Origin of the sequence: Bradyrhizobium sp. 604_D8_N2_3, from assembly GCF_051810765.1 — a bacterium.
Lineage (GTDB): Bacteria > Pseudomonadota > Alphaproteobacteria > Rhizobiales > Xanthobacteraceae > Bradyrhizobium > Bradyrhizobium barranii.
Window position 1 is genome coordinate 3,186,351 of sequence record NZ_JBPWPM010000001.1, and the last position, 16,676, is coordinate 3,203,026.

Below are 16,676 nucleotides of genomic sequence, written 5' to 3' on the forward strand. Positions count from 1 at the left end.
TATCGTCATGTTTCGCAATAACGACATCAGCGATGGCGGCCGGGCGGTTCTGATCGAGCCGCCGACCGACGATGTGGTCACGCTCGCCGATTGCAAGGCGATGCTCGGCATCTCAGGCGCGGATCAGGATCTGAGCATCCAGGCGGCGATCTATGCCGCGGTCGACAATCTCGACGCCGCCGCCGGCTGGCTTGGCCGCGCCCTGCGCGAGCAGACATGGGAGCTGCAGCTGCGCTCCTTCAATGACCGCCGCCGCAAGGTCGCGCCCTACAACAACCCGTTGGCGATCCCGCTGCCCTATGCGCCGCTGCTCTCGATCGTCTCGGTCAAATATTTCGACGTCGCCGGCGTCGACCGCACGCTGGTGCTCGGGTCGGATTACCGAATTCTCGGCCTTGGGGCACCGCTGGAGCGCCAGGCGATCGCGCCCGTCTACCAGGGCAACTGGCCGGTTGCGCGCGTCGACGATGCCTCTGTGCGCGTCCGCTTCTCGTGCGGTTATGACGAGATCCAGAACATCATGCCGCGCCAGTTGACGCAGGCCGTTTGCCTGGCCGTGCGCGACCTGCTCCCGCTGATGACGCGGGATCAGATGCTGCTCGAGGACCGCGTCGAGGGTGTCGGCTCCCAGCGCTACCAGAACAACCCCGAGTTCGCCGCGGTGACGCGTAAAGCGATCGCCGGGCTGCTCTCCAACCTGTCGCTCTACTGATGCCGGTCCGCACCTTCGTCTTGCCGCAAGGTCTCGCTCGCGCCATCTGGCCGGCCAAATCGGCCGACGAGACCGCAGATTGCGGGCTCGATTGGTCTGCTCGCCTGGCCGAAGGCGATGCGATCGAGGCCTCGACCTTCGAGCTGCCGCACGGGTTGGTTTCGCCGAAGGCTGGCAATACCGACAAGGTCGCGACTGTCTGGATCTCCGGCGGCGAGGCCGGCGAGGGCTATGACGTTCGCAACCGGATCAAGACCAGGGCCGGCGCTGCGCTGGAGCAAACCATCCGCCTCAAGGTCAAGAGCAAGTGATGTGGTCGTCGACGTCGCCGCGCTCGTCCTGGTTGCCCATCGTCGCCTGCTGCTGCGGCGGCTTCTGGTCGCAGTCGAGCGCGATCCGTCAATCCTGGAGGCTATCGATATGACGAAACGTTCCATCGGCCGGCCGATCGAGCTGGCCGGCTTTGCTTCGCGCTTGATGCGGGCGGAGAAGGTCGAGGGCGAGCTGACCGTTACGGGTCAGCGCTACGACACCGTGCTCAATGACATCGACGAGCAGCACGCGGCGCTGCGCGACCATGTCGGCTCGCTCGAGCAAACCCGTTCCGCGCTCGACAAGGTGATCGACCGGATGACCGCCGGGAGCAACGGCGGCCCAAACGATGGTGGGGACTCCTCGCGCGGCTCGACCGGCGAGGGTGACGTCGGCCAGGTCATCACGTCGACGACCGAAGGGGCCGGCGGCAAATGACACCCGCCCAGGCGCTTGCCAGCCATCGCAGGATGCTGTTGCAGGTCGGTGAGGCCGTCACCGTGCGGCGCTATGCTGGAACGGGCGCCGGCCGCACCGCGACGGAGGCGGTCGCGCAGGGGCGCGTCATGGGCTATTTGCCGAAAGAGATCGTCGGCGCCGTCCAGCAGGGCGACCGCAGGGTTATCCTGCTCAATGATCCCGCGGCCGCCGTTCCCTCCGGCAAGGTCGCGTTGTCGACACTCCTCCCGCTCGACAGCGACGACAGGCTGGTGGTGCGCGGCGCCGAGGTCGCCATTCAGGGCGTAGACGATTCCACCCGTCGCATCGCCGGCGTTCTGGTCGCCCTCGAGATCCAGGTGCGCGGCTGATGGGTCGCGTGTTCGATGAGGCGGATTATCGCGGCCGGCTCAAGGCAGCCGAGAACGAGATCGGTAGCGCGACGGAGCTGAAATTCATCGCGAGGGGCGATCTGCAGGGGCTGAGGGCTGAGCAGGCTCATCGGGATGCAAAGATCAATGCGCTGCGGCAAGCCCGCAAGCAAATGCTGCGCGCGATCGACAAGGAGCAGGCCGACCGGGCCCTCAATGGGTTCTTGCCGGAATCGGTCGAGGAAATCGTCACCGGTCCGTCCGACGAGCTGGTCAAGATCGATGGCGGCGTCGGCAAGTGAGCGGCCGTGCGGCTGATTTTCCGTTACTTGGCGATGCAGGACATCGTCGACTTCGCGCTCGCCACGCTGCGCGAGCGGTCGCCGGTCGGCTCCGGTGATGACGAGCATCCCGGCCTCTATCGCGACAGCCATACCGTGTTTCTCAACGGTCAGGTAGTCCAGCGCGGCGACGTCGCGGCGTTCCGGCCTGGCGACCAGATCAACATCTCCAATCCCGTGCCTTATGCGCGCAAGATCGAGATCGGCCGCCTGACCATGTCCGTGCCGCCGCATATTTACGAGGACACCGCGGTGATGGTTGCCGGCCGCTATGGCAATCGCGCGGTCGTCAAGTTCACCTTCATGCCGGTGCGGTTCGGCGGCATCGCGGACTTTGCGGCGTTCTCAAAGCAGCTGCGGCCTGGCCGGCGCATGTCGGAGAAGGCGCGGCAGGATTGGCTGTCGCGCCAGCCGGCGCTTGAAATCCGGGCAAGGTAAGCAATCCATGGGTGACTATCCCGGCGCCGTCGCGGCGGCGCGCGCCTACCTCGAGGCGGGCTTTTCGGCCGCGCCGGTCCAGTTTCAGAACGAGGACCCTCCGCAGCGGCCCTGGCCGCCGTCGCCGCCGTCGCCCTGGTGCTATTTCGAGATGGTGCAGCTGGACGACCGCCTGCGCGGCGTCGGCTTGCCGGGCAACCAGGTCTGGCTCGCGACCGGCAACATCGCCGTGAACGTGTTCGTGCCGAAGGGCTACGGCCTGGCCGATCACCTGGCGCTCGCCGGGCTGATCGACACGCTGTTTCGCTCAAAGACGATCTACAACGCCGAGCCCGGCGTTTGCCTGCGGTTCTGGAGCGAGCAGGGGCAGGGGCCGAGCATCCAGGGCGGCGACAGCAAGAGCGACGACGGCAACTGGTTCGGCGCGGCTGTCGTCATTCCCTTTCAGCTTTTTTACGTCAAATAGGAGCGGACGCAGATGGTCTATCAGTCTCAATCGGCTGGCCTCGTTGCCTACAAGGTGCAGTCCGGCCTCGGTACGCAGGCCTCGGCCGTAAGCGCCAACCTGCTGCGCATCGCGGGCGGCAATGGAATCCGCGTCAGTAAGGCCGCGACGGAATCGGCCGAGGTGCGCAATGACGGCCTGTCGACGCGCGGCCGGCACGGCTCGCAGAAGGCGTCGAGCGGCTATAACGGCGAAATGTCGCTCGGCTCGCATGATCCGATTATCGAAGCGATCATGCGCTCGACCTGGGACTCGACCGCATTCACCAAAACGCAGACCGATTTTACGTCGCTGACAACGGTGACGGATGGTTTCGTGTTTGCGTCGGGTAGTCCCATCGCGATGGGCTTCAAGGTCGGCAACATCATCCGCGCCGCTGGCCTTCCTGACGCTGCCAACAATGGCAAGAATTGTCGGATTACGGCGCTTTCGTCGACCAAGATCACGGTGGCAGAGACGCTCATCGCCAATGCTGTCCCGGACACGACTTGCTCGCTGACGAGGCCTGGTAAGCAGTTGATCAACACCGTGCCGTTGGTCAAACGCTACTTCACGATCGAGGAATACGAATCCGATATCGATCAGTCGACCGTGCTGACCGACTTCGTGTGGGGCACGGGCAAGCTCTCGATGGCGACCGATGGCCTGATCCGGTTCGATCCGGGTGGCATCGGGACCGGCCAGGCGCAGGCGCTGACCACGGGCACCTCGCCCTATTTCACCGCGCCGACCGGGCCGGTCGATGTGCCGTTCTCGGTTGTCGATGCCACGATCCGGCTCAACGGCGCCGACCTGGTCGAGCTGACCAGCTTCGATCTGTCGCTCGACATCCAGCCGAATGCGCCGGTGACGTTCGGTTCGGGCAGCCAGAAATATTCGCCCGACGTGTTCACCGGACCGCTCAAGGTCAACATGAACCTCACCATGCTGCGCAAGTCGCTGGCGATCTTCTCCGACTTCCTGGCCGAGACGCCCTATTCGCTCAACATCCTTGCGGTCGACAACATGAGCGAGCCCAAGGATTTCATGTCGATCACCGTGCCTAATTTCACGCTCGGCGGTGTCGATCCGTCTGCTCTGTCAAAGCAGGGCGGCGGTCGCACGCAGACGATCGCCGTTCCGGCGGCGCTGGTCGGGCTCGACTCGTCGGCGACCGGCAACGGCTCGATGATCTCGTTTCAGACGACGGCGGCCTAAGCCGGCGCCGGCGGACAAGTAGGGGAGGCAGAAGTGCAAGACGACGTTCTGGATCTGGCGTCACTCGACGCCCTCGACGAGGCGGTGCTGGCGATCCGCCATCCCACCAAGGACGTACCGACCGGCTGGACCTGGACCTTCTATGGCCCGGCCCATCAGGTCACCCTCGAGCTGGCCGATCGGTTCTCGCGCGACGCGCTGCGCAGGGCGGCGTCCGTCCGCCAGGCGCAGGTCAACGGCAAGAAGTGGCATGAGGAGGAGCAGTCGCCGGAACGACTGCGCGCCGAGAATGTCGACGCGATCGTGGCGCGCACCAGGACGTTTTCTCCTGTGCGGCTCAATGGCGAGGAGCTGTCGTTCTCGCGGGAGAAGGCGCGCGAGTTGCTGCTCGATCCGCGCAAGGCCTGGTTGCTCGTGCAGGTGATGGCTTTCCTGCGAGACGAGCAAAATTTTATGCCGCCCTCCGCGACGAGCTGAGGGCATACGCGCAGAAAGTCTTCGAGCTGGGCCGCCCCGAGCAGGATGGGGCGACCTGGCGCCAGGTGCTCGAGGGGCTCGCGGCCCGCGCGCGAGATCCCAGTCGCAAGGCGGAGTATGAGGCCGAGCTGGCCTGTCCGCCTTGTCCGCCGGCGCTGGGCCACGTCTGGAACGCGTTTGCGCGGCTGGCCGCGCGCCGCTCGGCGGGCTTCTCCGGCAACCCGATCAGTTTCCTCGAGATCGACGCGTTCCAGCGGGTGACCGGCTTTCGGTTGCTGCCGCTCGAGGTGCGCCTGATCGAGGAGCTGGACGATCTCCAGCGCCAGATCAATTCGGAAAAGGTTGATTGATGTCTCAACAGGTCGTCACCGAGCTTGTGATCGACAGCGATACGTCCGGCGCCGACCAGTTCTCGTCGGCGATGGATCGCGCCGGCACGTCGTCACGGTCGGCGCAGGCCTCGGTCGCGCAGATGACGCTGGCGCTCGCCGGCGTCGGCGTCGCGGTCATCGCGGCCGTGCAGGGCCTGCGGTCGTTCTATGACTATGTCGGCCGGCAAACGCAGGAGCTGGTCGACCTCGCGGACAAGGCCGCGCTCGCCGGCGTCAGTCTCAAGGAATTCCAGGAGAGTCTGTTCGCGGCGCGTGCGAGTGGCGTCTCGGACAAGGATTTCTTTTCCGGTTTCGACAAGCTGTCCTCTGACATCACGCAGGCCAGCCAGAAAACCACCGAGTTCGGCGAGCTGTTCCGTCAGAACGGCCTTTCGATCAAGCAGACGAACGGTGAGTTGATCACGGCCGGGACCGCCCTGAAGGAGATCATGGGCCTGATGGAAGGTGCCGCGCCGGCGGTCCAGCAGCGCATCGCGCAGATCGTCGGTCTGTCGGCGTCATGGATTCCGTTTCTCAAAGCCGGCGAGGACGAGTTCGAGCGTCTCAAGCAGCGGGCGCAGGATCTTGGCGTTGTCATCGACGACGGCACGATCGCCAAGGCGCGCGAGTTCAATGCGCAGTGGAAGGAAGCGGTTGCGACCTGGGACCTGCAGTTCAAGGCCTCAATGGCGTCGATCTTGCCGCTGCTCACGCAGCTCGCGACGCTCGCGAACCAGGTCCTGAGCGGTATCGGCTCGGTCTCGGGCAGCGTCGGCCGCTGGCTGACGCCGACCGACCAGATGAGCAAGGGACAGCTCGCCGATCAGATCAATGACGTTTATCGCCTGACCGAAATGGTCGAGAAGCTCGGCGGCGATATCAGTCAGCAGAGCACGCTCGGCTTCAAGGCGCGCACACTGGCGGGTCTCGTCGGCCTGCCTGAAGATGCAAGCCTCGACCAGGTCTCGCAGTTGCTCGACAAGCTGCAAAAGCAGTACGACCAGCAGCCGGACCGTCTCAGGGTCACACCAAACCCGACGTCGACCGTGCTGCCGGATATGTCGGGCGGCAATGCCCTCGACAAGCAGACCGAGTCGATCGAGCGCCACATCGCCAAGATGAAGGCCGACGCCGAGGCAGTCGGCGAGGGCGCTGGCGCCCTCGAGCACGCGCGCGCCGAGGCGCTGCTCTATGACGCCGCGCAAAAGGCCGGCATCAAGAACCTCGAGGACTATGCCGATCAATTCTATAACCTGGCCGAGCGCGCCGGCGCCGCTGCGCAGGCGCTGGCGCGGGCCAAGGTCGACGCCGATATCAAGTTCAATCGCGATACCGCGTTTCTCTCGCCGGGCGACGTCGCGATCGCGCAGCAGCTGCGCGGTTCCTATGGCAGCGTAGCCGAGGCGCTCAATAGCGCACAGGCCTCGCAGATCCGGTTCAATTCGACGCTGCGCGATTTGTCGTCCGGCATCGAAAACGGTCTCGTGAGTGGGCTGACGGACATCACGACGGGCACCAAGTCGGTCAGCCAGGGCTTTCAGGACATGGCCGCATCGATCATCCGCTCGATCGAGCAGATGATCATCAAGCTGCTGATCGTCGAGCCGCTCATGCGCAGCCTGCAGGGCGTGGCCGGCGGCATCTTTGGCGGCGGCTCGGCCCTCCCTGGAACGGCGGGCAGCCCCTATTACGGGCCTGTTGCACCGAGCGCGATGGGCAATGTGTTCTCGGCCGGCCAGGTCGTGCCTTTTGCCATGGGCGGCGTGCCCGATATTGTGTCGTCACCGACGATCGCGCCGATGGCAATGTTCGGCGAGGCCGGCGACGAAGGTATCATGCCGCTGCGGCGCGGTTCGGATGGTCGTCTTGGTGTAACGGCAGCGGGCGCCAGTGGCGGGTCCAGCGTCACCATCAACAATTACACGGACGCGCGGCCGAACGTCGAGCGGTCGTCGAATGGTGACGTGACCATCACCTTGCGCAAGGCCGTCGACGACATGGTCGGCGATTCCCTCTCGACCGGGACCGGTCGCCGCGTGCTGGGCTCGCAATACGGCGTCAAGCAGTTCACGGGGTCTTAGAGATGTCGCTGCCGTCCTGGCCGATTGCCAACACCGTGGTGCTGCAGAATGGCTTTGGCCTGCAACGCATGCGCGATCCCCTCGCGACGGATATGGAGGGCGGCAACATACGCCAGCGGCCGCGGCCCGGCGACAACGTCGGGACGGTCAAGCAAACCGTGCGGTTCGATGCGGCTGATTACGACGCCTTTGTCGAGTGGGTGAAGACGACGCTCAATCTCGGTACGGCGCGGTTCACGATCGATGTCTGGCTCGGAACCGGGCTCGCTAACAAGGTGTGTCAGTTCGTCAAGCCCGGAACCAACCTTGTAGCCAGCTGGCCGGGGCCGGGCCTCGTTGATGTCACCATGACGCTACAGGTCTACGACGTCTGATGCCGACACATTCCGAAGCCATGCTGGAAGCCTATGCTTCCTGCCCACCGAGCGCGCGGATCTACTTCACGCTGGAGGTGTGGCAATCGTCGTTCGATCAGCCGGCGCGCATCGTTGCCAACGTCGGCGACGACATGGCGTTCGGGATCGAGGTCGGCGCACCGCGCAATGGCGGCGAGACCGTCACCTTCATTGCCTGCCCGTTCGAGGCGAAATATCCGGAGCAGCGCGAGGGGCAGCCGCCGTCGACCACGATCAAGATCGACAATGTCGGCCGCGAGCTGGTGCCGAAAATCCGCGCCGCGCAAGGCGTGCGCGAATACATCTCGGTGCTGTACCGCGAATATCTCGGCAGCGATCTGACCGAGCCGGCTTATGGTCCCGTCGAGTTCGAGCTGCGCGGCGTCCAGATGGTGGGGACATCGCTGTCGGGGACGGTGATGGTCAAGAACCTGCAGAACAAGCGGTTTCCGCGCATCGCCAAAAATTACGACTACGTCCAGTTTCCGAGCTTGTTGCCGACGTGACCCGCTCCGAGTTTCTGACGCCACTGGTCGGCGAGCCGTGGGCCTGGCAGTCGCGCAACTGCTGGGACTTTGCCTGCCACGTGCAACGCGAGCTGTTCGGCCGCGAGCTGCCCGGCGTGGCCGTGCCCTCGGACTTCTCGCGGCGCTGGGTGCTGGCCGAGTTCGGCCAGCATCCGGAGCGTGCCAATTGGCAGGCCGTTCCTGACGGTCCTGGCGGCCTGGTGACGGCCACGGACGGCGCCCTAGTGCTGATGGCCCATGCGCGCTTTCCCGCTCATATCGGCGTCTGGCTGCGGCCAGAGGCCCGCGTGATCCATTGCGACGACAAGACCGGCGTTGCCTGCGAGACACCGCTCGCCCTGCGTCAGATGGGCTGGAAGCAATTAACGTTCCTCGAGCCGAGAACCTGATGCACGGGACAGCCAAAAAACTGCCGACGCCGCACGCGGCCGAGGCCGCCGGCTCGCGCCGGCAGCGCCGCGCGAAGCGCACGCGAAGCCCGGTGCTGCACCTGGTCATGCCCGGCCTCGAGGTCGCGCAGGCCGAGCCGCGGCCGCGCGAGACCGTGACGGCCTTCCTGCGCCGCACGGGCTGGGCGAAGCGGGATCGGGTCTATGGCTGGCAGTTCCGCAAGGGCCTGCCGACCGTCCTCGAGATCAACGGCGAGGCGGTGCTGCGTAAGAGCTGGTCGCGCCGGCGTATCGCGGCCAACGACAATGTGCGGTTCGTCTCCTATCCGCTCGGCGGAGGCGGCGGGGGCGCCAAGCAGGTCATCGGCCTGGTCGCGCTGATCGCTGTCGCCGCGTTTGCAACTGTCGTGACGGGTGGCGCTGCGGCCGGACTGCTGGGGGCGGCGTTCGGCGCTGGCACCTTCGGCGCGGCGGCGCTCGGCGCCGCGATCGCGGTCGGCGGCTCGCTTCTCGTCAATGCCCTGGTCATGCCGAAGGCCGGAGCGACCAACACGCCTGACGCAACGCAGGACCAGATCTATTCGGTCCAGGCGCAGGGCAACACGGCCAGGCTCGGCCAGCCGTTGCCGGTCTGGTACGGGCGCCTGAAGGCCTATCCGGATTTCGCTGCGACGCCCTGGGGCGAGTTCGTCGGCAACGATCAATATCTCAACGTGCTGCTGGCGCCGACGATGGGCAGCATGGCCTATGAGGCGCTGTATCTCGACGACACCGTGTTCTGGACACCCGGCGGCGGCATCTCCGCGTCTTTCCCTGGCGCGCAGGTGGCGTTCTATGAGCCTGGCGAGACCGTCACGCTGTTTCCGACCAACGTCGACCAGTCCGTCGAGGTCTCCGGCCAGCAGTTGCCCGATGGCGGGGGCGACGAGGGCGGCCAGTATGATGCCGGCTTTGGGCCTCTCACCTATGGTTCGCCGCTGGGGCCGTTCGTGTCTAACCCGGCTGGCACGCAGACGCAGGCGATCGCGATCGACATCGTGTTCCCGGCGGGATGCTTCACGATCGACCAGGAGAACAACAACTACGGGTATTCGAGGTGCACGCTCAAAGCCGAGTACGCGCCTTGCGACGATGCGGGTGTCCAGACCGGGCCGTTCTCGACGCTGTTCGAGATCACCAAGCAGTTCAATTCGAATTCGCCGGTGCGGGACACCACCAAGGTGGACGTCGCGCCCGGTCGTTACCTGGTGCGGCTCAGCCGCAAGGGCATCAATTCGCAGTCGAAGTACGGTGTCGACACCGTGCTGTGGGCGGGCCTGCGCTCGTTCCTGAAGGGCAGCAATTCCTTCCCCGACGTCTCGACGGTCGCGATCCGGCTCAAGGCGTCGCAGTCGACGCAGGGCTCCTACAAGTTCGGCGTGCTCGGCACCCGCAAGCTGCTGGTCTGGACCGGCTCCATGTTCGAGCTGCAGGCCACGCGCAACAACGCATGGGCGTTCCTGGATGCAGCGACCAACGCGCAATACGGCTCCGGCCTGTCGATCGCGAAGGCCGATTTTAACGCGGTGGTCAACCATGCCGCCGGCTGTGCGTCCCGCGGCGATACCTTCGATTATCGGTTCTCGACCGCGATCGCGGTGCCGGAGGCGCTCGACAAGATCCTGACCGCGTCGCGCGCGCGGCATTTCTGGCTAGGCGACACCGTCTCGATCGTGCGCGACGAGTGGCGCGACGTGCCGACCATGCTGCTGACCGATCGCGAGATCGTGCGGGATTCGACGCAGGTCGGGTTCACCATGCTCGGCGACGAGGACCCCGACGCTGTCATCGTCGAATATATCGACGAGGAGACCTGGCTGCCGGCGCAAGTGCAGTATCCACCGAACGGTGACGGCTTTGTCGCGGCAAATGCCGAGACCAAGCGCGTCGACGGCATCGTCAATCGGGAGCAGGCGTTTCGCGAGTGCGCGTTCTATTACCTTCAGTCGATCTATCGACGCGAGAATGTCCAGATCGGCGTCGAGTATGAGGGGCGCGCGATCACCTTCGGCCAGGTGCTGCGCGTCCAGTCCGAGCTGCCGCAGAATTACGGCTATGGCGGCGCGGTGGTCGATGTCGTCGGCCGTACCCTGACCCTCGACCCTGCGCCGGCATGGGATACGGGGCCGTTCTACATCCGCCTGCGCCAGCCGAACGGGCAATCGTTCGGCCCGGTGCTGTGCACAGAGGGCACCGATCCCTCGCTCGCCGTGCTGAATGCGGGGAGCCTGTCGGCTGCGGAAACAGCGCAGGCCACCACATTGTCGGCCGTGTTGGCGCGCGAGGCTGGTGGCGAATATCCCTCGTTTGAGTTGGGCAGCGGCGTCAGCGAGTCCCGCCTCTGTGTCGTGCTCGGGGGCGTGCCCAACGGGGAACTGTGCACACTGTCATTGGTGGTCGACGACGAGCGTGTGCATACGACTGACCTCGGCACGCCGCCGCTGCTGCCGTCGCCGCAGTTCCCGTCAGATAGCAAGGTGCCGCTGGTTGTCGGCATCAATGCCAGTTTCGGGCAGGGCATCGCCGAGCCGAAACTCTCGGCGAGCTGGTTTCCGTCCGCCGGCGCCGAGTACTACGTCGCCGACATCTCCTATGACGCCGGCGAGACCTGGGCGCGGGTGTATGAGGGCGCGGATAACCGGTTCGACCAGGTGGTCACGCTGGCGGCGCTGCGGGTGCGCGTCCAGGCGGTGACGCCGGGCAAGCTGCGCGGACCCTATGCGACCGCTGATGTCGCGGCGCCGACGATCACAATCGCCAACAACACGGTGGCGCTCGAGTCGCTGATCGAGGGCATCAAATACCAGATCACGACGCTTCAGGACTCGCTGCGGGATGAGGTCAATGAAGCCTTGAACCGCATCGCGTCTGTTACGTCTGACATCGCTGCGCGCGCGCCGCTGGATAAGCAGGAGCTGCGCTCTCAGCTCTCGGCGCGCTCGGACGACGCCTTGGCACAGATCGATGACGTTCGCATAGTCGCCGTGACCACCGAAGCCGCGTTTGCGTCGTTCTCCACCACTGCGAGCGCGACGTGGGGGTCGACGACCGCGTTCGTCGAGAACAGCGCTACCGCAATCGCGACGCTCGACGGTTACGCCGCGGCATCGTGGGGCGTGGCTGTCGGGGTCGACGGCGTCATTACGGGAAGCATCCGAATTGATGGCGGCGCGGCCTGGTCGGCCGTCACCATCAAGGCCGACAAATTCCAGCTCCAGCTGACTGGCTACAATGGTGACGCACCGCTGCTGCCATTCACGGTCGGAACTCTCAACGGGGTTCCCGCAATCGGGATGAGTGGCATCGTGTACCTCGATGGCACCTTCAACGTGAAGGCCATCGCGGCAGGCGCGATCGACGTCATCTATCTCAAGGCAAACTCGATCGACTCCGCATCGGGCGTTATCAGGAACCTCGGCGTGGATAGCCTGAGCATCGCAGACAATGCGGTCACTGTACCTATTGTGCAGACTCTCGGCTCAAACGTGTTCGGAGTCGGTGCAGGTACGTTCAACTCGTACTTCAACTTCAACATGAGCATAAACACTGCAGGACTCGCAGGTAAACTTGTTACGGTCTATGTGGTCGTGAATGCTATGTTCGCCAGTGGCTCGGTTGCAACTGAAACAGGGACATTCCGTTTGGTGATCGGCGGTTCACTGTTCGGTGGCTACGCGATTACGTTGCCTAGCGGTGCTAGTGCTCTTGCCCCATTATCTGGAGCCCTCTCATTTTTTGCTTCTGGTGGCGTCATGAGCATTAATGTTCAAGCTCAATTGGCCTCGCCAACTTCTTGCGCAATTACTGCAGGCGCAAATGTCTTCGCCATGGGAGCGAAGCGATGAACATTCATTACAACGAGACGACCTGCCAAATCATGTCCTATGGTTCCGGGGCAGATCACAGCGATGGGTTTGAAGACAGTCATTTTCCCGGCTGCAAAGTTGCGATCATTCCAGATCAACCGATCGATGCCAGGACGCAGAGATTTGACGTCGCAACGTGGAAAGTCGTCGACAAGGAGATTCCGGACCCTGACCCGTTCGCGATCTGGCAAATCAAAGCCGCGGTGCGTCAAGAGTTGATTGATACAGACTATCTCCTTCTGCCGCATGCGCCGATATCGGACGCCGACCTTCCGGCGTGGATCGTCTACCGCAAGGCGCTCAGAGACGCATCGAAGGGCAATGACACCGCTGCCACGATGCTCGCCGCGATCCCGGCGAGGCCCGATGGTGTCGACAGGTTTGAATGGCTGCGATCGCAGCCTTCCGCGCCAGGAATCTGATTAATTTCCAGCTCTCGAAATTGGTGAAGCGATGACAGCTCTTGTCAGCTACTCGACCGGCACGGTTTCCGTGGCGGCCGGCGGTACGATCGTCACGGGCGTTGGCGGCGCTATCTGGTCGGACACCAACGCGCGGCCCGGCGATATCTTCCAGATCGGCAATTTCCAGTCGGTCATTTCCGATAAAACGGATACGACGCACCTTGTCATTCCGCCATGGGGTGGCGGTGCGCAGGCCGGCGTCGCATACAAGATCTGGCAGGTCTCGCCGCAGCGGTTCGCTGGCTCTGAGTCATTGGCGACGGTGAATAAGCTCGTCGCGGCGTTCAATACATCTGGGTTCTTCGTGTTCGTCGACATTGATGCAACCGATCCGGATCCGTCCCTTGGCGACGATGGACAGTTCGCGTTCCAGCCGACGACCGGCAAGACATGGGCGAAGTCGGCCGGCGTCTGGGCCTATCTCGGAATTTATAAAGCGTTCCAGCTCAAAGGCGCGTGGAGCGGCGCGACCGCTTACGCGGCCGGCGACGTCGTGACGCTGAGCGGGTCGAGCTACGTTTGCGTTCTCGACCACACCAATCACACCCCGCCGAACGTGACCTATTGGCAATTGCTGGCGTCCGCAGGGACTACGGGAGCAACGCCGTTGTTGCCGGTTTCCGCATGGGTTACGGCAACAGCATATGTTGTGGGGCCGCCGGCAAGCTATGTCACGAATGGCGGTTCGTCCTATATGTGCTTGGTGTCTCACACCTCCGGAACGTTTGCCACCGATCTCGCTGCGGGGAAATGGGGCCTCGTTTCGCAGAAGGGAACGGACGGCGCCGGCTATGGCGGCACGTCGACGACGTCGCGGACGATCGGCACGGGTTCGCAAGCCTTCACCACGCAAGCTGGACTTGCCTATACCAACGGCGCGCGCGTGCGCGCCAGCTCGGCGGCGAGCACGTCGAATTGGATGGAAGGTCTCGTCACCTATAGCGGCACGACGCTGACAATCGCTGTCGATAGGACCAACGGCAGCGGTGCGCTTGCCGATTGGAATTTTAACGTCGTTGGGCAGCCTGGCGCGGGCGATCTGTCGAGCGCAAACAATCTGTCCGATGTGGCGAATGCGTCGAAGGCCCGGCAGAACCTCGGAATTCCGGGTTGCCTGCGCGGCCATATTGGCGGCTTGACTCTTTCGACGGCTGGATCATCGACAACATTCGGCATCGCCGCAGGCGTTGCCACTGATAGCACGAGCGCCGACACACTGACGCTGGCAAGTGCCTACACCAAAACTACGAGCGCTTGGGCGGTCGGCACCGGAAATGGAGCGTGGGACGGTGGCGGCACAAATCCACTAAGCGGCGGGAACGCCTCTTGGTATCATGTCTTTTTGATAAAGCGGCCTGATACCGGCGTAACCGATATTCTCTTATCGCAAAACGCAACCTCGCCGAATCTGCCGTCTAATTACACGCTGTTTCGCCGCATCGGATCGTTGAAAATGAATGGTGCGGGATTGGGGCAATTGGCTAAATTCTTCCAGAACGGCGACGAATTCATATGGGATGCGCCGATCGCGGATGCCTCGGCGCTTGCTATCACGACGTCGGTTTCGACCATTACCCTGACCGTCCCGACCGGTGTGATGGTTAGCGCGAACATTCAGGCGGACTTCACCAATAGCGGAGGCGCCGGCTCGGTTGCTCTAATCTATTCCGCCACAGGCTCTGCGCAGGCTGCGGGAACTCCAACCGGAAATTGGTCTCTCAGCAACGCGGTCGCTTCTCAGTTCGCCACCAACGCCATGACGGTCCTAACCAACACGTCCGCACAAGTTAATGCTGTTGGTGGAAGCGGGTCGGGTAACTCGCTCTATGTCATCACCAAGGGCTGGATCGACAGCCGAGGAAGGTTCAGCTAAGGCGGGAGTCGTCCCATGCCCATCATCGTCACGCCGAGGCCGGTACGATAGAACGCGCGCTGGATTGCGAACAGCGGCCAAAGCGTTGTTCTATTCAGGATCAGCTTGAAACCCGCGGGGAACACGGTTTTCCATGGGATGTCGCGGATGCCGCTGGTTTCGGTCTGCTCGCGTTGACTCTGCCCTACCTTAGCGGCTTCGCCGCTTCTGCCAACTAACCAGGCGCCGATATGAAAGAGCAGGTTGGCGGTCGGGACGGCGATCGACCAGACCTCAGTTTCGGCGAGGCCGGCGTTACGCATCACCGCATCGAGGTCGCCGCGATCGTAGCGCCGGAGGTGGCCAACCGTTTCGTCCTCGATCGACCAGCGGTCCTTCCGCCCCGGCACGCCGAGGATGATGCTACCGCCCGGCTTCACAAATTGCGCGATCGTCTTGATAAATCCGATGTCGTCCTCGACGTGCTCCATCACCATGTAACTCACGGCCAGGTCGACCTTGGCAAAATCGGCCGGCAAATCGTGGACATCGCCGAGTTGGAGGCGATATTTCCCGCTCGCAATCTCGGCGGCCATGTTGGCCTCTGCAATGGCGACCGCGCGAGCGGAGAAGTCGACGCCGACGCCGGACAGGCCCTCTTCGCACAGGATCTTGGAAATGATGCCGCCGCCGCAGCCGACGTCGAGGAACGTCTTGCCGCCGCAGGCCTTCAGGGCGTCGCGAAGCGCTTCATAGGTGCAGAAACTTCCGGGCGGCTCGATCTTGACGAATTTCATGCGGCGTCTTCCTGCTGCTTTCGGCGGGCAATGCCGGGTGGGTATTCGGAGCCTGCACCTGGAAATGGCAGGCCTCTGAGGTAACGGACCGCGGTTCCGACATAGCCGGGGCGGGTGATGAAGCGCTGGGTGTAATCCGGATCGTTGCTGCAAAGCCAGTGGTGAAGTTCACGCACCTTGAAGGTCACGACGTTGGGATAGAGGTGGTGAACGTGATGGTAGTGGAAATCGAACTGGCTGATGAAAAACGTTTCCAGTGGCCCGGCGTCCATTAGGAACCGCCGGTTTTCCTCCGCTTCGCAGGTCGCATCGCCGGGCAGAACATGCTCGGAAAACGACCTGATCGCCTCAAAGAACGCCGTCAGGGTGGCGAGTGGCAGAACATAAAGGCAGACGTAGACCAGCAGCGAGCTGGTCCAGGTCATCACGATCAGGGCCGTCAGTTGCACGGCCATGAGGGCGGCAAGGTCGATCTTGGTTTTGGCCGCGGGGATCGCCGGCAATGCGACCTTGCCATTTTGGCCCGACGGCGGGCGTATCGCCGCGATCAGGTTTTCCGCCATCATCAGCAGGCGGCCGCCGAGCAAGTGGAACAGGAAGAATTTGACGACAGCCATGCCCGGCGGCCGCTCCTCGACATTGTGAAAAGCTTCGTTCGGGTCGTGCGGCGCGCCGACGTGGCGATGGTGATCCCAGTGCAATTGACGGCCAATGTAGAACCGCGTTCCCAGCACGGCCGAGGTGATGACGCCAAGCCGTTGGTTCAACGCCGGGCTCGTGAACAACAGGTTGTGCATCATCTCATGCTGCAGGATGTAGCAAGCCTGCCCCCTGGCGCCGACAAGGACAAACGCGAGCACGTAGGCCCACCACGCGCCGATGTGCCAGGCCGCGACGCCTGAGCCGAGGACGATCGCCAGATTGCAGGCGAGTAGTACTGCTGCTCGGACGTCAGAACGCTCCGAGAAGCGGGAAGGTATTGGCGCAGCTGGCATTTACAGGAACTCTCGTAACGTTGTGGCGGACCCTACTGCGGCACAACCACCCCGTGCAAGGCCGGAATTTGCGCCGCGCACAACACCAGCACGGTCGCGGAATGTTCAA

19 protein-coding genes are annotated in these 16,676 nt (G+C 63.6%); 17 read left to right on the forward strand and 2 right to left on the reverse strand.

What is annotated here, in order from left to right:
• The first annotated feature begins 7 nt into the window (after window positions 1–7).
• From AB7245_RS15175 to AB7245_RS15255, 17 genes are all read left to right on the forward strand, one after another.
• The gene (locus AB7245_RS15175) at window positions 8–712 is read left to right on the forward strand and encodes a head-tail connector protein (RefSeq protein WP_439034393.1); all 705 of its coding nucleotides are present in this window, start codon (window positions 8–10) and stop codon (window positions 710–712) included.
• On the forward strand, window positions 712–1,023 hold the full coding sequence (locus AB7245_RS15180; protein ID WP_439034394.1) for a phage fiber-tail adaptor protein: 312 nt from the start codon (window positions 712–714) through the stop codon (window positions 1,021–1,023). The genes AB7245_RS15175 and AB7245_RS15180 overlap by 1 nt, the downstream gene beginning before the upstream one ends.
• Before the next feature lies 1 nt (window position 1,024).
• Window positions 1,025–1,462, forward strand: a complete 438-nt coding sequence (locus AB7245_RS15185; protein WP_439034395.1) for a hypothetical protein — start codon at window positions 1,025–1,027, stop codon at window positions 1,460–1,462.
• A complete protein-coding gene (locus AB7245_RS15190; RefSeq protein ID WP_439034396.1) occupies window positions 1,459–1,833 on the forward strand; it encodes a hypothetical protein in 375 nt (124 codons plus the stop codon). Before AB7245_RS15185 ends, AB7245_RS15190 begins: the two co-directional genes overlap by 4 nt.
• Window positions 1,833–2,135: a hypothetical protein gene (locus AB7245_RS15195; protein WP_439034397.1), complete on the forward strand. Its 303-nt coding sequence runs from the start codon at window positions 1,833–1,835 to the stop codon at window positions 2,133–2,135. Before AB7245_RS15190 ends, AB7245_RS15195 begins: the two co-directional genes overlap by 1 nt.
• Before the next feature lie 6 nt (window positions 2,136–2,141).
• Window positions 2,142–2,612, forward strand: coding sequence for a hypothetical protein (locus AB7245_RS15200; RefSeq protein WP_439034398.1), 471 nt, complete (start codon window positions 2,142–2,144; stop codon window positions 2,610–2,612).
• A 7-nt stretch (window positions 2,613–2,619) separates the two neighbouring features.
• The gene (locus tag AB7245_RS15205) at window positions 2,620–3,078 is read left to right on the forward strand and encodes a hypothetical protein (protein ID WP_439034399.1); all 459 of its coding nucleotides are present in this window, start codon (window positions 2,620–2,622) and stop codon (window positions 3,076–3,078) included.
• 12 nt (window positions 3,079–3,090) lie between these two features.
• Window positions 3,091–4,314, forward strand: coding sequence for a phage tail tube protein (locus AB7245_RS15210; protein ID WP_439034400.1), 1,224 nt, complete (start codon window positions 3,091–3,093; stop codon window positions 4,312–4,314).
• A 33-nt stretch (window positions 4,315–4,347) separates the two neighbouring features.
• Window positions 4,348–4,791, forward strand: coding sequence for a branched-chain amino acid ABC transporter (locus AB7245_RS15215; RefSeq protein WP_439034401.1), 444 nt, complete (start codon window positions 4,348–4,350; stop codon window positions 4,789–4,791).
• Window positions 4,792–4,856: 65 nt separating this feature from the next.
• A complete protein-coding gene (locus tag AB7245_RS15220) occupies window positions 4,857–5,141 on the forward strand; it encodes a phage tail assembly chaperone (RefSeq protein ID WP_439034402.1) in 285 nt (94 codons plus the stop codon).
• Window positions 5,141–7,243 carry a phage tail tape measure protein gene (locus AB7245_RS15225; RefSeq protein ID WP_439034403.1) on the forward strand — a complete coding sequence of 701 codons (2,103 nt, stop codon included), beginning with the start codon at window positions 5,141–5,143 and terminating at the stop codon, window positions 7,241–7,243. Before AB7245_RS15220 ends, AB7245_RS15225 begins: the two co-directional genes overlap by 1 nt.
• A 2-nt stretch (window positions 7,244–7,245) precedes the next feature.
• Window positions 7,246–7,617 carry a hypothetical protein gene (locus AB7245_RS15230; protein ID WP_439034404.1) on the forward strand — a complete coding sequence of 124 codons (372 nt, stop codon included), beginning with the start codon at window positions 7,246–7,248 and terminating at the stop codon, window positions 7,615–7,617.
• A complete protein-coding gene (locus AB7245_RS15235) occupies window positions 7,617–8,144 on the forward strand; it encodes a DUF1833 family protein (protein WP_439034405.1) in 528 nt (175 codons plus the stop codon). Before AB7245_RS15230 ends, AB7245_RS15235 begins: the two co-directional genes overlap by 1 nt.
• Window positions 8,141–8,554, forward strand: a complete 414-nt coding sequence (locus tag AB7245_RS15240; RefSeq protein ID WP_439034406.1) for a hypothetical protein — start codon at window positions 8,141–8,143, stop codon at window positions 8,552–8,554. The genes AB7245_RS15235 and AB7245_RS15240 overlap by 4 nt, the downstream gene beginning before the upstream one ends.
• Window positions 8,554–12,438 (forward strand): host specificity factor TipJ family phage tail protein, encoded by a 3,885-nt coding sequence (locus tag AB7245_RS15245; protein WP_439034407.1) that lies wholly within the window; start codon window positions 8,554–8,556, stop codon window positions 12,436–12,438. The genes AB7245_RS15240 and AB7245_RS15245 overlap by 1 nt, the downstream gene beginning before the upstream one ends.
• Window positions 12,435–12,881: a hypothetical protein gene (locus tag AB7245_RS15250; RefSeq protein ID WP_439034408.1), complete on the forward strand. Its 447-nt coding sequence runs from the start codon at window positions 12,435–12,437 to the stop codon at window positions 12,879–12,881. The genes AB7245_RS15245 and AB7245_RS15250 overlap by 4 nt, the downstream gene beginning before the upstream one ends.
• A gap of 31 nt (window positions 12,882–12,912) precedes the next feature.
• Window positions 12,913–14,796 (forward strand): hypothetical protein, encoded by a 1,884-nt coding sequence (locus tag AB7245_RS15255; RefSeq protein ID WP_439034409.1) that lies wholly within the window; start codon window positions 12,913–12,915, stop codon window positions 14,794–14,796.
• On the opposite strand, the gene AB7245_RS15260 is transcribed toward AB7245_RS15255, so the two are convergent.
• The gene (locus AB7245_RS15260; protein WP_439034410.1) at window positions 14,793–15,572 is read right to left on the reverse strand and encodes a class I SAM-dependent methyltransferase; all 780 of its coding nucleotides are present in this window, start codon (window positions 15,570–15,572) and stop codon (window positions 14,793–14,795) included. The two genes, AB7245_RS15255 and AB7245_RS15260, sit on opposite strands and share 4 nt — an antisense overlap.
• A complete protein-coding gene (locus AB7245_RS15265) occupies window positions 15,569–16,567 on the reverse strand; it encodes a fatty acid desaturase family protein (protein WP_439034411.1) in 999 nt (332 codons plus the stop codon). Before AB7245_RS15265 ends, AB7245_RS15260 begins: the two co-directional genes overlap by 4 nt.
• Between the last annotated feature and the right edge of the window lie 109 nt (window positions 16,568–16,676).

What these genes read in the sequence shown, in the direction of transcription:
- AB7245_RS15175 (WP_439034393.1), top strand. Translation starts at nt 8, where the DNA reads ATGTTTCGCAATAACGACATCAGCGATGGCGGCCGGGCGGTTCTGATC.
- AB7245_RS15180 (WP_439034394.1), top strand. Translation starts at nt 712, where the DNA reads ATGCCGGTCCGCACCTTCGTCTTGCCGCAAGGTCTCGCTCGCGCCATC.
- AB7245_RS15190 (WP_439034396.1), top strand. Translation starts at nt 1,459, where the DNA reads ATGACACCCGCCCAGGCGCTTGCCAGCCATCGCAGGATGCTGTTGCAG.
- AB7245_RS15195 (WP_439034397.1), top strand. Translation starts at nt 1,833, where the DNA reads ATGGGTCGCGTGTTCGATGAGGCGGATTATCGCGGCCGGCTCAAGGCA.
- AB7245_RS15205 (WP_439034399.1), top strand. Translation starts at nt 2,620, where the DNA reads ATGGGTGACTATCCCGGCGCCGTCGCGGCGGCGCGCGCCTACCTCGAG.
- AB7245_RS15210 (WP_439034400.1), top strand. Translation starts at nt 3,091, where the DNA reads ATGGTCTATCAGTCTCAATCGGCTGGCCTCGTTGCCTACAAGGTGCAG.
- AB7245_RS15225 (WP_439034403.1), top strand. Translation starts at nt 5,141, where the DNA reads ATGTCTCAACAGGTCGTCACCGAGCTTGTGATCGACAGCGATACGTCC.
- AB7245_RS15230 (WP_439034404.1), top strand. Translation starts at nt 7,246, where the DNA reads ATGTCGCTGCCGTCCTGGCCGATTGCCAACACCGTGGTGCTGCAGAAT.
- AB7245_RS15235 (WP_439034405.1), top strand. Translation starts at nt 7,617, where the DNA reads ATGCCGACACATTCCGAAGCCATGCTGGAAGCCTATGCTTCCTGCCCA.
- AB7245_RS15245 (WP_439034407.1), top strand. Translation starts at nt 8,554, where the DNA reads ATGCACGGGACAGCCAAAAAACTGCCGACGCCGCACGCGGCCGAGGCC.
- AB7245_RS15250 (WP_439034408.1), top strand. Translation starts at nt 12,435, where the DNA reads ATGAACATTCATTACAACGAGACGACCTGCCAAATCATGTCCTATGGT.
- AB7245_RS15255 (WP_439034409.1), top strand. Translation starts at nt 12,913, where the DNA reads ATGACAGCTCTTGTCAGCTACTCGACCGGCACGGTTTCCGTGGCGGCC.
- AB7245_RS15260 (WP_439034410.1), bottom strand. Translation starts at nt 15,572, where the DNA reads ATGAAATTCGTCAAGATCGAGCCGCCCGGAAGTTTCTGCACCTATGAA.
- AB7245_RS15265 (WP_439034411.1), bottom strand. Translation starts at nt 16,567, where the DNA reads ATGCCAGCTGCGCCAATACCTTCCCGCTTCTCGGAGCGTTCTGACGTC.